The organism is Lysinibacillus sp. NPDC094403 (assembly GCF_050278745.1).
Classification (GTDB): Bacteria; Bacillota; Bacilli; order Bacillales_A; family Planococcaceae; genus Lysinibacillus.
The window spans coordinates 117,616-130,993 of the sequence record NZ_JBNNTL010000009.1 but is presented as its reverse complement, the minus strand read 5'-3'; the positions used below and the strand labels follow the sequence as shown (position 1 = coordinate 130,993).

13 protein-coding genes are annotated in these 13,378 nt (G+C 37.0%); 7 read left to right on the top strand and 6 right to left on the bottom strand.

Annotation, left to right across the window (positions count from 1 at the left end; genetic code table 11):
- The first annotated feature begins 154 nt into the window (after positions 1 to 154).
- Positions 155 to 628 carry a YaiI/YqxD family protein gene (locus ACQKMV_RS15095; RefSeq protein ID WP_427424486.1) on the top strand — a complete coding sequence of 158 codons (474 nt, stop codon included), beginning with the start codon at positions 155 to 157 and terminating at the stop codon, positions 626 to 628.
- Positions 618 to 1,958, top strand: a complete 1,341-nt coding sequence (locus ACQKMV_RS15090; protein WP_427504926.1) for a D-serine ammonia-lyase — start codon at positions 618 to 620, stop codon at positions 1,956 to 1,958. Before ACQKMV_RS15095 ends, ACQKMV_RS15090 begins: the two co-directional genes overlap by 11 nt.
- Positions 1,959 to 2,036: 78 nt before the next feature.
- Here the strand turns inward: ACQKMV_RS15090 and ACQKMV_RS15085 are convergent, their stop codons facing one another.
- The 4 genes from ACQKMV_RS15085 to ACQKMV_RS15070 form a co-directional block, all read right to left on the bottom strand.
- The gene (locus ACQKMV_RS15085) at positions 2,037 to 2,228 is read right to left on the bottom strand and encodes a hypothetical protein (protein ID WP_049666523.1); all 192 of its coding nucleotides are present in this window, start codon (positions 2,226 to 2,228) and stop codon (positions 2,037 to 2,039) included.
- 230 nt (positions 2,229 to 2,458) lie between these two features.
- The gene (locus ACQKMV_RS15080; protein WP_427504924.1) at positions 2,459 to 3,400 is read right to left on the bottom strand and encodes an alpha/beta hydrolase; all 942 of its coding nucleotides are present in this window, start codon (positions 3,398 to 3,400) and stop codon (positions 2,459 to 2,461) included.
- 29 nt (positions 3,401 to 3,429) lie between these two features.
- Positions 3,430 to 4,503 carry an LLM class flavin-dependent oxidoreductase gene (locus tag ACQKMV_RS15075; RefSeq protein WP_427504923.1) on the bottom strand — a complete coding sequence of 358 codons (1,074 nt, stop codon included), beginning with the start codon at positions 4,501 to 4,503 and terminating at the stop codon, positions 3,430 to 3,432.
- A gap of 22 nt (positions 4,504 to 4,525) precedes the next feature.
- On the bottom strand, positions 4,526 to 5,761 hold the full coding sequence (locus tag ACQKMV_RS15070; protein WP_427504922.1) for an MFS transporter: 1,236 nt from the start codon (positions 5,759 to 5,761) through the stop codon (positions 4,526 to 4,528).
- 232 nt (positions 5,762 to 5,993) lie between these two features.
- Between ACQKMV_RS15070 and ACQKMV_RS15065 the strand changes: the two genes are divergently transcribed.
- Positions 5,994 to 6,575: a TetR/AcrR family transcriptional regulator gene (locus ACQKMV_RS15065; protein ID WP_427504920.1), complete on the top strand. Its 582-nt coding sequence runs from the start codon at positions 5,994 to 5,996 to the stop codon at positions 6,573 to 6,575.
- A gap of 341 nt (positions 6,576 to 6,916) precedes the next feature.
- Here ACQKMV_RS15065 and ACQKMV_RS15060 read toward each other — a convergent pair whose 3' ends face one another.
- The gene (locus ACQKMV_RS15060) at positions 6,917 to 8,098 is read right to left on the bottom strand and encodes a pyridoxal-phosphate-dependent aminotransferase family protein (protein ID WP_427504919.1); all 1,182 of its coding nucleotides are present in this window, start codon (positions 8,096 to 8,098) and stop codon (positions 6,917 to 6,919) included.
- 234 nt (positions 8,099 to 8,332) lie between these two features.
- Between ACQKMV_RS15060 and ACQKMV_RS15055 the strand changes: the two genes are divergently transcribed.
- Together ACQKMV_RS15055 and ACQKMV_RS15050 are read left to right on the top strand one after the other, a co-directional pair.
- On the top strand, positions 8,333 to 8,746 hold the full coding sequence (locus ACQKMV_RS15055; RefSeq protein WP_427504918.1) for a hypothetical protein: 414 nt from the start codon (positions 8,333 to 8,335) through the stop codon (positions 8,744 to 8,746).
- Positions 8,734 to 9,411: a DUF1835 domain-containing protein gene (locus tag ACQKMV_RS15050; protein WP_427504916.1), complete on the top strand. Its 678-nt coding sequence runs from the start codon at positions 8,734 to 8,736 to the stop codon at positions 9,409 to 9,411. The genes ACQKMV_RS15055 and ACQKMV_RS15050 overlap by 13 nt, the downstream gene beginning before the upstream one ends.
- Positions 9,412 to 9,470: 59 nt before the next feature.
- Here ACQKMV_RS15050 and ACQKMV_RS15045 read toward each other — a convergent pair whose 3' ends face one another.
- Complete coding sequence (locus ACQKMV_RS15045) at positions 9,471 to 9,959, bottom strand: hypothetical protein (RefSeq protein WP_427504915.1); 489 nt, start codon at positions 9,957 to 9,959, stop codon at positions 9,471 to 9,473.
- Positions 9,960 to 10,888: 929 nt separating this feature from the next.
- Between ACQKMV_RS15045 and ACQKMV_RS15040 the strand changes: the two genes are divergently transcribed.
- Entirely contained in the window at positions 10,889 to 12,505 is a 1,617-nt protein-coding gene (locus ACQKMV_RS15040; RefSeq protein WP_427504914.1) for an amidohydrolase, read from the top strand.
- 13 nt (positions 12,506 to 12,518) lie between these two features.
- Positions 12,519 to 13,370: a nitrilase-related carbon-nitrogen hydrolase gene (locus ACQKMV_RS15035; RefSeq protein WP_427504912.1), complete on the top strand. Its 852-nt coding sequence runs from the start codon at positions 12,519 to 12,521 to the stop codon at positions 13,368 to 13,370.
- Positions 13,371 to 13,378 lie beyond the last annotated feature (8 nt).

The window sequence follows — 13,378 nt, the reverse complement described above, 5'->3', positions numbered from 1 at the left end:
CGTATATCTATTTTTCGCACTATTCAATAAAATACTTTTCTCAACAGTCTTAAGTTTGTGAAAAATTGAACAAATGGGGGTGAGATTTTATTATATCGAAATAACAATGTGGTGAGTGATCTATCTAATTATGAGAAAGGAATGATGCTTTATTGTGAAGGTTTTAATTGACGCTGATGCCTGTCCAGTCGTGGATTTAGCGCTCTCTATATCATCTGAGTTTGAGATAGAAACAATCTTGTTTTGCGATACGTCCCACCGTATTGAACGTGATAATGTAATAACAATTATTGTTCCTAAGGGTCCAGATTCGGTTGACTTTACGCTAGTGAATGCGCTTTCAAAGCATGATATTGTCATTACACAGGATTACGGTTTAGCTGCGATGGTTTTGGCAAGAGGAGGTTATCCAATCGATCAAAATGGAAGAGAAATGTCCGATGAAAATATCGAACGTTTGCTCGATATGCGCCATGTTGGTCAAAAAATTAGACGTGCTGGTGGACGTACGAGAGGACCTAAAAAACGAACACAAGAAAACAATATTTCGTTCGAATTGAAATTTCGACAAATTTGTGAACGAGCAATTTTAGCACAAAAAATGGAGGCAACTGAAGATGAAAAATGAACTTAAACACGAACTATTAAATCAATTTCCAAGGCTAAAAGAATTAGCAAAGCATGATACTGTGCTTTGGGAAAATACAAATCGAAAAAATCAGGCCAAGACAAATCTTTTTTCAATGGAGGAAGTTGAGGAGGCAGAAGAAACACTTCAACGCTTTTCTTCTTATTTGACAGTAGTATTTCCAGAGCTTTTGGAAAGCAATGGACTTATTGAATCATCGATACAAGATATATCTTTGATAAAGAAAGCTCTTGAAAAGGAATTTGAAGTTTTAATACCAGGTCAATTTATCTTAAAATGCGATCATGCCTTGCCAATTTCCGGCTCTATTAAAGCCCGTGGTGGTATTTTTGAAGTATTAAGACATGCAGAGCGGCTTGCGATCGCAAGTGGGAAACTAACAAAAGAGGATAATTATGCAGTATTGGCAACAGAGGACTTTCAAACGTTCTTCCAACAATACACAATTGCCGTAGGTTCTACAGGTAATTTAGGATTAAGTATCGGCATTATGGGCAAAAAACTCGGCTTTAATGTCGTTGTACATATGTCGAGTGATGCAAAAGAGTGGAAAAAAGCATTGCTGCGTGAAAAAGGTGCGACAGTTATTGAATATGAAGCTGATTATAGCGTTGCTGTAGAACAAGGTCGTCGAGAGGCTGAACAAGATCCTATGTGTCATTTTATTGATGATGAAAATTCAAAGGACTTATTTGCTGGCTATGCAGTGGCGGTGAAGCGTTTAAAAGCACAGTTTGAAAAGACGAATATTATTGTGAATGAAGCCCATCCATTGTTCGTATATTTGCCATGTGGTGTAGGTGGAGGACCGGGTGGAGTTGCTTACGGCTTACGTGAAATTTTTGGAGAGCATGCCCATATCTTCTTCGCTGAGCCCGTAGCATCCCCTTGTATGACAATTGGCTTAATGACAGGTTTGCATGACGCCATTAGTGTAGAAGATATTGGTCTTAATAATAAAACCGAAGCAGATGGCCTTGCTGTTGGTCGTGCTTCTAAATTTGTTGGCAAAGTAATGGAGACATATGTGAGTGGTTGCTACACAGTGAAAGATGAGGAATTATTTAAATCACTAGCATTAGTTATGGGGGTAGAAGGATTATTTTTAGAGCCATCTGCACATGCAGGGATGTTCGGGCCGATACAGTTAATGAAAAATGGACAAAGTTATTTAGAAAAGCATAATTTAGTTGATAAAATGGAGCAAGCTACCCATCTTGTATGGGCAACAGGTGGAAGTATGGTGCCAGTGGAAATGCGTGAGGAATACATGGCAAAGGCAGTGCAAGTAGCAAGAATTGATGATTAAGGAAGTAAGTTAATGAGAAAACGCAAGAATGCTATCAAAATCAACATTCTTGCGTTTATTACTTTTGCTCATTTAGAGTTATTTATATAAATAGTCCAACGCTTGATAATCTTGCTGATAGCGCCCACCGTCCGCTACTTCTGCGTGATATAGAGCTTTTAAAGCATAATTTTTTTGCAAATCCATTTCGGACATTAACTCTTTTAGGCGATCATGTAATTCACGGTTTTCTTTCACAAGTTGCTGCATTTGTGGTTTAAAATATTTCATACTGTCTAACTCCTCAATTTATAACGTGCTTATTAGTATAACATTTTTAGCTTTTGAAAATGCATTCATATTCATATTTCTGGCTATAAAAGATTATTCAGTCGATTATGCCGTGAAGTATTGGCAGAAATTGCAATTTTACTTAGGTGTATCGTTCTCCTGTACAGTTCGACTTTTTCAAATCAGTCAGTCGGGAGAGGGCTTCATTTGAAGTTTAAGGTTATCCGATATTAAGAATAAAGAGCGCGTGCCATAGCCTCTAAATAATTCTGACTAGCTCGTCGACTTACTTCCGCATCTGGCACAAATACTTCAAAGCAATGGAAGCTACCAGGGTAGAGTTGGAATTCAACATCTACTCCTGCTTGTGCAAGACGTGTCACGTATTCAATGGTTTCATCTCGGAATAAATCGAGTTGACCTATACATGTATAAGTTGGAGGTAATCCTGCTAAGTTATCTGCTCTTGAAGGGACCGCATACGGAGATAGCTCATGGGTGTCCTTTTCCTCACCTAAGTACATACCCCAAGCGGTCAAATTATTAGTTCTACTCCATATTGCATGATCCTCGGTAATCTCGTAGCTAGAAGGTGTTTCATTTCGGTTATCAAGCATTGGATACAGTGGCATCTGGAATATAATTGAGGGTCCTCCTTTATCGCGAGCCATTAATGCTAGAGCTGCTGTTAGCCCTCCGCCACCACTTGCGCCAGCAATCGCCACCCGTTTGACATCGATGCCAAGGGATGGTGCCTCGGTTGTCATCCATACTAACCCTGCATAACAATCTTCTATAGCCGCCGGGTAGGGATGCTCAGGAGCAAGTCGATAATCAACCGAAACGACAACGCAATTAGCAGTCTGAACAAAGCGTTCACATGAAACATCATCCATATCAGGGTGTCCCATAACGAAACCACCGCCATGAATCCAAAGTATCGCTGGAAGTTGATTAATATTTCGTTCAACTGGTTCATAAATTTTAACCAACATCTCGTCCCTATCACCTCTGGGAATCATCCGAATTGATGTGTGTACAAGTTCTGACTTCTCCGAAGGTGGGTTGGACAAGAGACTTCGACTCCACTCTAAATCTTCCTCCAACCGAAAACCTGGAAATTGGGAGTAAGCCTGTCTTAATTCTGGCAAGACTCGGTTATTGATCGTCATATAAATTCCTCCTGTTAAATAATGATATCTTAAAGAAATGGATGTCCTTCTAGTGCCATTTCCGCTTCCCATTTGGCAACTTCCTCACGTACACGAGGGGCAACTTTTGATCCGAGTAATTCTATAGCTTGCATGACTTGATCATGTGGCATTGTGCTTAATGGTACGTACAGCATAAAACGTGTAATCCCTACATGTTTACGAAGATGGATGATTTTTTCAGCAACTGTATCTGGATCACCTACATATAACGCCCCTTCAAAACTACGTGCAGCATCATAGCTAGAGCGATCATAATATCGCCAACCTCTTTCTTTGCCCAATTTATTCATGCCCGCCTTCGTTGATGGGAAAAATGTATCCGCTGCCCATTCAGTATTCGGACCAACAAAACCTATTGAATGAGATCCCACCTGAAGTTTTGATAAATCATGCCCTGCTTGAGCAGCTGCCTTTTTATAGAGCTGTACGATAGGTGCAAACTGCATTGGACTGCCACCAATGATTGCTAGCATAAGTGGTAATCCTAAAAGTCCTGCACGGATAGCAGATTGTTGATTTCCTCCACTACCAACCCATATTGGTAAGGAGTTTTGAACAGGTCTTGGATACACACCTAAATTATTGATTGTTGGTCGATGTCTGCCTTCCCATACTACTTTTTCTGACTCTCGAATTTTGAGAAGTAAGTCCAAATGTTCCTCAAATAGTTCATCATAATCATTTAAATTGTAGCCAAACAAGGGGAAGGATTCGATAAAGGAACCACGACCTGCCATAATCTCTGCACGCCCATTTGATAGTCCATCTAATGTGGAAAAATCCTGAAAGACACGTACGGGATCAGCTGAAGATAGAACTGTTACCGCACTTGTTAGCCGAATCTTTTTTGTTTGTGGAGCTGCAGCAGATAGCACCATTGCTGGAGAGGAAGCAGCATAATCTTCTCGATGGTGCTCGCCAACACCAAACACATCCAGTCCCACCTGATCTGCAAGAATGATTTCTTCAACTACTTCACGCAAACGTTGTGCATGACTAATCACTTCACCACTATGAACATCTGGTTTTGTTTCTACAAAAGAGGTAATTCCTATTTCCATTTGTCATCTCTCCTAGTCAAATCTAATATTTTGTAAACTGTTTAGTCGTAACCCAAAAAATAAGGGCAATTGCACTGATTAAAGCTCCGAGGAAACAAACCCCTCCCCAACCAAAGTGTGCATACATCTGTGTAGAAGCTATTGAGCCGCCAGCACTGCCGATGGAATAAAACATCATATACCCAGCAGTAAGTCGACTCCTTGCCTCTGTACGTAATGGAAGAATCATCGTCTGATTAGTGACATGTACTGCCTGTACGGCCAAATCAAGCAACACAATACCTACAATTAATGCCAATAACGACTGTTCTAGATAGTTGATAAACAACCATGAAATGAGTAATAGAACTAAAGCAATACCTGTCGTTCTTTGTCCGTAACCTCGATCGGCCAGTTTCCCGGCTTGTGCTGCAGCTAGTGCACCAGCCACTCCAACGAGACCAAATGCGCCAATTACACTATGTGAAAGAGCTAATGGTGGCGCACTAAGTGGTAGAACAAGTGGAGTCCACAAAATACTGAAATCAGCAAAAATTAGCATGGCTAGAACTGCGCGGATGCGTAATGTTCTTTCTTGCATAAACAGAGTGAATACGGATTTAATTAGCTGATGATAGGGGAGTGATTTTACTTCACGCTCCACCTTTGGTAACACCTTCAGAAACATACAAACCATTACAAGCATGAGAGCGGCAGAGACTAGATAGACGGATCGCCATCCTGTAAGGTCTGTTAATAGACCAGCAAAGGTTCGAGCGAGCAGAATGCCAATGACGATCCCGCTTGTAACAATACCAACAACACGTCCACGTTTTGTAGGGGAAGCCATAGTTGCTGCAAACGCCACAAGTGTCTGCGTCACAACTGCAAGTAGACCTACTAAGGCCATACCAGTAAAAAGCATCACGCTAAAAGAAGCAGTACCAACTATAACCAAAGCCGTTGTGGATAATAGCATCTGTCCGATAATCAAGCGTCGTTGGTTAAGTAAATCTCCAAGAGGCACTAGAAGTAATAAGCCCAATCCATAAAAGATCTGCGTGATGGTAATTACAACACCTATTGTCGAGTGATCAATATTAAATTCATTAGATAATTGATCAAGCAACGGCTGTGCGAAATAAATATTAGCGACAGACATTCCACAGGCTGTTGCGAATAATAAAGTTACAGTTCTAGACATAGAAGGTTGTAGATTCATCACAGAAGCATCAACTTCTTGCCTCAGATCATTGACCACACCATATCCTCCGTTCATTATTGGATTTTAATTATAACATACCGTTCGGTACAATATAATCATTGGTAAATATATCTTAGTGTTGTTTATGATGTCAAGGTTTTTTGAAATTATTTTACTCCACATTTACCTAATACTATGGAAATTGACAATAAAAGCAGCTGATTATACAATGTTTACATACTGCTTGGTATTTAAAATTTTATAGGGACTAACTCAATAACTCTTAAACAATGGAGGTGGATTTTTTATGGCAAGAACCCGTGAATTTGATGAGGAAAAAGTTTTAGAGGCTGCCATGCAGTTATTTTGGGAGAAGGGCTATGAAGCTACTTCTTTAAGTGATCTCACTGCGAGAATGGGGATTCAACGTCCGAGTATTTATTCAACCTTTGGTGATAAAAAGGAACTATTCGAAGCAGCACTTCGCAGATATACGACATCTCGAGCAGCTGATATACGAGCTAGACTTCAAAGTCATACCTCTGTAAAACAGGCATTTGCAATTTTTTTTGAAGAAGTGATTGCTGCTGAATATACGAAAGATCTTAGTAACGGCTGTTTTTGCATCAATACAATGGTTGAACTAGCTCCTCATGATGAGAGATTTGAGATCTTAACGAGAGAACATCAACTTTATTTAGCCGTCATTTTTCAGGAGACAATTGAACGAGGAATCCAATCGGGTGAGTTAGAGGAAGAAACGGATGCAAAGTCTTTAGCACAGGCTCTAATTGTGGCGTTAATTGGATTAACGGTCATGATGAAATCTCAACCACAAAAATCATTTATTGACAATGCAATCGCAACAACTCTCACACTTCTCAAATAATTTTTTTTAAAACTATTAATATTTTTCGAAAAAAAGTGAAATCGACGACGCGATTTCACTTTTTTCACTTCTTCTCGAGACTATTTATGTCCCAGCCGAAATATAAAAAGCCATAACGAAAAGTTTGTTTCGGATCCATTGAAACTAAAGGGATTGAATTTATGAAATTAACCCAAATAAATAAACAAACCTCCAAATCCATACACAGATTTGAAGGTATAAAGCTTTATCCCACATTACAAGTGGTAAGAATAAAAACTACCAGCTAGATGGGAGATTAACTGCTTGTATAAGTCCAATTGGTGAAGACTAACCTCTGGGTTTGCAGAAGACCTCACTGATTATAGTCTTACTTTTTCGTGGCATTGTTTTCGATGTGATGCTAAAAATACTTCCTGTGCTGCTCGTACACCTGCACCTGGCTCAAAGTCATATTCAAAGTCTTGAAGTGCTGCTTCCATTAAAGAAATGGCCTGTAATATATCACTTGGGAAACAATAGCCCATATGGCCGAATCTAAAAATTTTACCCTGCAAATCCCCAAGTCCTCCAGCGAAATCTAAATGATATTGTTGCTTTAAATGTGACAAGAAGTCATCGAGTGCAATCCCTTTTGGAGCCATAATCGCTGTAATAGTTGGAGAAGCATGCTCTTCATTAGTGAGAAGTTCAATATTGAGGGCATTCATTGCATTGCGCACCATGTTTTTCATTAGTTCATGGCGGGCAATTGTTTTTTCAAAGCCTCCTTCTTCCTCTATAAGTTTACATACTTCGTAAAGTCCATATATAAGTGTGACAGTAGGCGTGTTTGGAGTCATCCCTTTTTCTGCCCAACTACGATAGCTTAATAAGTTTAAATAGTAGGACGGTGTATTATTTTCCTCAATAACTTTCCAAGCTCTATCACTAACGCTGACAAGAGAAAGTCCAGGAGGTAGCATCATCGCTTTTTGAGATCCAGTAACAAGAATATCGATTCCCCAGGCATCCATTTCAGCAGGAGATCCACCGATGCAACTTACACCATCGACAATACATAATGCATCCGTTTCCTCACGAACAACTTGTGCTAATTCAGCAATTGGGTTTAAGATACCAGTCGAAGTTTCATTGTATGTTATAAAAACAGCTTTAATATCTTTTAACGGCTGCAAGAATTCTCGTAGCTCTTTAGCGGTGCAAGCTTGTCCCCAATCTTTTTCAAGCTTATGTACATGAAAACCGTATTTCTCACAAATCGAAACGAAATAGTCTCCGAACGCTCCAACAGTTATTACAACAACATTTTCACCAGCAGAAACAGTATTAACCGCCGCAGCCTCTAAAGCAGCTGTACCACCTGATGGAAGGAGTAAAATATCCTGTTTTGTCCCGAAAATAGGTTTCACTAATTCGACTGTTTCACGGTAAAGCTCCACAAATTCATTGCTGCGATGACTAATAATATCGCGATTCATCGCAAGCTGGACCTTTTTCGGAATAGGTGTAGGTCCTGGATGTCTTAAAATATTTTCATACACAATCATCAAACCCCTTTGTATTTTAAAATTAGAAATTCGAAATTTTCTAACTATAATATAGCATATATTTTCTGTTAACTAACTTCTTTTTCAACAAGTTGGTGGCATTTGATAAGTAAAGTGTCGTAAGAGAGTATTTATAATTGAATAGCGGAAATTGCGTGTGTGCAAAGATACAACGAATAGTTCCTAATATTTTATATGGTAAAATTTTTAAATAAAGGGGGCTAAGTTATGGAATCGAAAGTAAATTATCCATTTATTTATTTTTTATTGGAGTCAAATACAGTTTTTGTCTATAGAATTACAACACAAAATTATCTAAACGCATCAGATGTGATGGATAGTAGTAAATGGGAGACATATAAAATACAGCAACATGCTCTATTAGAAACATTCAACCATGAAGAAAATGATGCAATTGAGGGCTGGGGATTCTATTTAGAGCAAGATGAATTATGTAACATAGTAGAAATCATAAATGACTGTATTCAAAAACATCGTGCAGTAGATCAACAATTAACAACGCAGGCAGTTCATATTGTTAGCTCTGAATCTGCAGCAGGTTCGGTGAGAGTAGCGCTTGCACCACCTAAACATGTGATTGGATTCCCGATTGCTTCTCAATTGGACCATTGTGGAAGTTAGAAGAGAAAAGGGGGCAAGCATTCCGAAATGATTGGTTATTTGAAAATATTACCGATGGACAGGAAGATGTTTATCAAAATAAGTTTACAAATACTTTGCGTGAAATAGAAGATATTTCAAATCATGTACCTATCTATATTTGGTATGGTAATAATACCAATGAACAATGTGGGCTTCGTTTTTTCCTCTATTTATTGCGAGATAAATCAAATGAGATTTTTCTTATTAATACAACTGAACATAATAAGACTATTTGTGCGACAAGTCAGCTTGATTCACAGCAATTAGCGCAGCTGTTTGTGAACATAAAAGAAAAAAAGCCATTAACTACTCAGGACCGTCTTATTTTCCAAAATGAATGGGAAACATTATCGAAAACTAACGATGTTCTGCGTTTATGGATTGATAATGAAATAAAAGGGGTACCAGAAAATTATTTTGATCTACTAATTATAAAGACAATAGAAAATCTACATAATGAGCAAGAAACTAAAGATTTTATAAAGACGGGAACAGTGATTGCGGAACTTTTACCTTTTATGGACGAGCTTCCAAGTGTCTTCTTTTTAGAATGTAGAATAAGATTTTTAGTCTATTGTGGAGTACTTGTATTAAAAGGTATTCCTAAGTCCATGGGACATTATAGTGTAAAATTACGTGAATAAGTTGAAAACCTCTTTACCCTTTTAAAGGTGTAAAGAGGTTTTCCATTTTGCATATGTAATTATGCAACAAAAGGTTTATTCATTTTCATTAAGCCGTAGATAAAATAGAATAGTCCGAATGTAATGAACGATAAAATAATATAAAGTACAGCTCTTCCAGGCTCACCAGACCAACGATAAAAGAGGCGATATGTGAAGTACATAACATAAAAACAAAGACCTAAGGAAGCGAGTATACCTATAAATGGAATGATGAATGAAACAAGTAATAATCCAGCATAAATTAAAACATTCTTTTTCGCTTCGGCAAGAACTGTTACGTCATCATCACCCTTTGCTGTTAATAAGAAAAGGCTATAAACGTTAATAATAGGAATCCAAGAAACATAGGCAAGATCACCAAAGCCATTTGCTTTAGATGCCTGATAATAAATAAGTGAACTAATAACATAGCCTGCAATACCCATCACAAGAAAAATCAACATAATGATAAGGAAAAAACCAGCGAAGAATGCATCGGTATCATTAAAATAATAAGAATCGTACATTGGAAAACCTCCTTTCTAAAAAAATACTTCATTATAATAACAGTACTAAAGTGTTAAATCTATAGTAGAAAATACAGGGGATGTTAGATAATCATACATATATACTATTTTTATGGAATATTTGTATTATTTTAATGATGTTTTTTTGATATAAGATTGATCGAATTGTAAAAATGAATTTGGTACTATTGGGAATCTAGTGGTGAAGAATCATTTTATACAAATTTTTCTGTTTTAGATTCTACTAATATTTAATAGAGTATGACAAAGTACATCATATGCTGTATTAAATGCTTCTTTCCCTGAAAATCGCATAGAAATATGAAGGAAAGATAGCAATTAGTTATCCTTTAACTTTTCTTTTAGGGTATTACTTCTACTCAATTACATATTATTGATCTTATAATTTAAGTGGTGAACAAATTGAAATTAATGGAATTATTAGAGACTTTCCATTTTTTCTTTCTTCGATGGATTTAAATAGTGAACAAAAGAAATTGTAATGGCTTTAAATTTAATTACAAACGGAAGAGATGAATTAGTTTATAAATTATTTGAAGTATTTATTTTGTACATCCTATGATATCTAACATTACGAAATACGTTTGCGATGGTTTTATTTAATCTTAATTTTGCTAAATCTGACTGGGACGTTTGATTATTGTTTATTGATATACAAATATTAAAATTGAGGGGTAGTAAGGATCTGCATAAATTTGTTTTTTTCAAAAGTAATATTAGCATGCACATAATAAAGCCTTTTTTGAATTTTTATAGTTAAGTAGAAATAACCCTTTTAACCTTTTGTCTAAAAATAAGTGAAAATAATTACCTTTTGTAAAAATATAAGACAATCTATTTTTGGTAAAATAAACGACAAATATATTCATTTTTTTGAATATTTAAATTTTGTGACGAGGAGGATTTAGATGCAAGCGAACATTGTTTTTTTAAATGGTGAAGTAATTACTGTAGATGGACAAGATTCTATCCGTGAGGCTCTAGCGATTTCTGATAACAAAATATTAGCAGTTGGTTCGAATGAGGAGATTAAAGAATTAATTTGTGATTCTACACAAGTAATTGACTTGGAAGGAAAGTCAATTCTACCTGGAATTATTGATGCTCACTTACATCTGGTCATGTATGGTACTTTTCAACTTAGTATCAGCTGTAAGGAGCCCGGGTTGGACTCTATAGATGCAATTTTGACTACTTTAAAAGACAAAGCTGCTACTACACCAAAGGGTCAGTGGATTCGTGCTTGGGGTTTCAATGAACAAACTGTTAAAGAAAAACGATATCCTACTCTTGAAGAATTGGACAACATTACGGTAGACCATCCGATTGCCATTACCCGTACTTGCGGTCACATCGGGATTGTAAATTCAGTTGCTTTACGTCTATCAGATATTGACGAAACAACACCTGATCCTCAAGGAGGCTTAATAGAAAGAGATGCAAAAGGTCAACTAACTGGACGATTAATCGAAAATGCTTTTATGCAGTTTAATGAGATAGCAACTTTCTCAAATGAAGAAGTTTTTCAAGCCATTCAAATCGCGCAGCAACATTTCTTAAAAGTTGGCATTACAAGCGTTCATGAAGCTGGAACGTTTTCGAAAGAAAATTACCGAATGTTACAATTAGCCTCTCAAAAAGGAGACTTGAAAATTCGTGTCTATGCGATGATTGCTAGTATAAGTGACTGTAAGCAGTTCACATTAAATATGATGGAAACTGGAGTAATAACTGGAACTGGAAATGAATTTTTTAAAGTGGGTCCTGCTAAATTGTTTACAGATGGTAGTAGTACTGGTCCGACTATTGCAACCCGTGAAGGTTATACAAGCAATCCCGACGATTATGGAATCTTATACTACACCGAGGATGAAATTTATGAAGTACTGGGTAAAGCACATGAATTAGGCTATCAAATTACTGTACATGCACAAGGTGATCAAGCAATTGAAGCATATTTGAATGTTGTAGAACGCGCTTTAAAAGAAAATCCTCGTGAAAATCATCGACATCGCATTGAACACGCTGGAATTTCAAGCCCCGATTTACAGCAACGAATGAAAGAGTTAAAGATGATTCCAATACCTAATCCACCATTTCCATATGAATTTGGTGAAAGTTATTTAACGAACTACGGTGAACGTACAGACTTTATGTACCCTGCACGAGACTTTATTGATCAAGGAATTATTGCTGCTGCGGGGTCAGACTCACCAGTTACAACCTACAATCCGTTTATGGGAATTCACGAAGCGGTCAATCGACTCACTGCCAATGGAACTTCCTTTGGTGAAAAACAAAAAATAGATGTTCTTGAAGCTATTCGTCTTTATACCTATAACGGTGCATATGCAAGTTTTGACGAGGATATAAAGGGGAGTTTAGAACCTGGTAAATTAGCAGATATGATTGTACTTGATCGAAGTATTTTGAAAACCCTTCCACAAGATTTAAAAGATATTCAAGTCGAATTAACAATATTAGATGGGGATATTCTTTTCGAACGCTCTAAAACGAAAATATAGTGATGAGGCTCTTATGACAATAAAAATTTCAAGCTGTCAATTTGAATTGCAAAAAGTTGATAATTTCTCTACCTTTAAGGACCGAATTTTACATGCATTCAATGATGTGCCACTAACAAGTGATTATGTGCTCTTACCAGAGTTATTTACTTTGTCTTTGCTAACAACTTATAACAATTACAATCAATTCACAGAAAAAGATAATGAGAAACTAGGTTTCTTTTTAGATGACTACCTTGAATTTTTTAATAATCTTTCACAGAAAAGAAAACAGATTATTATTGCGGGTTCTACAATTGAACCCGCCTATATGGGAAATTATAATACGACTTATATCTTTGATGGGAATGGCAATGTATTTAAACATCGGAAGACACATATTTTCCCTGCTGAATCTGCTTGGAACACTGTAGAGGGAGATGAATTGGAAGTTTTCAAAATTGGACCAGTAACATTTGGTATTGCCATATGCTATGAAATAGAGATTCCAGAAATTGCACATATTTATAGTCAAAAAGGTGCCGATATTATTTTTTGCCCTTCCTATACGACCTCTGAATACGGTTTCTGGAGAGTTCGCCATTGTGCTCATGCACGAAGTGTTGAAAACCAACTCTATGTCGTTCATTGTCCTACGATTGGCGAAATTCAAGGGCACATTCTAAATGGATTTGGGACTACCGCTATTATAGGTCCTGCAGACTTACCTTGGACAGAAAATGGCGTAATTGCAGAAACTACAAGTAAATCAAGTACAGTTGTTACGGCTGAACTATCTCTTGAAGATCTTTACGAAAATCGTAAAAATGGGGCTGCAACAACTTATAAAGATCGTATCCGTAGAAAAGACATTTATGCATTATGAAACCGTGT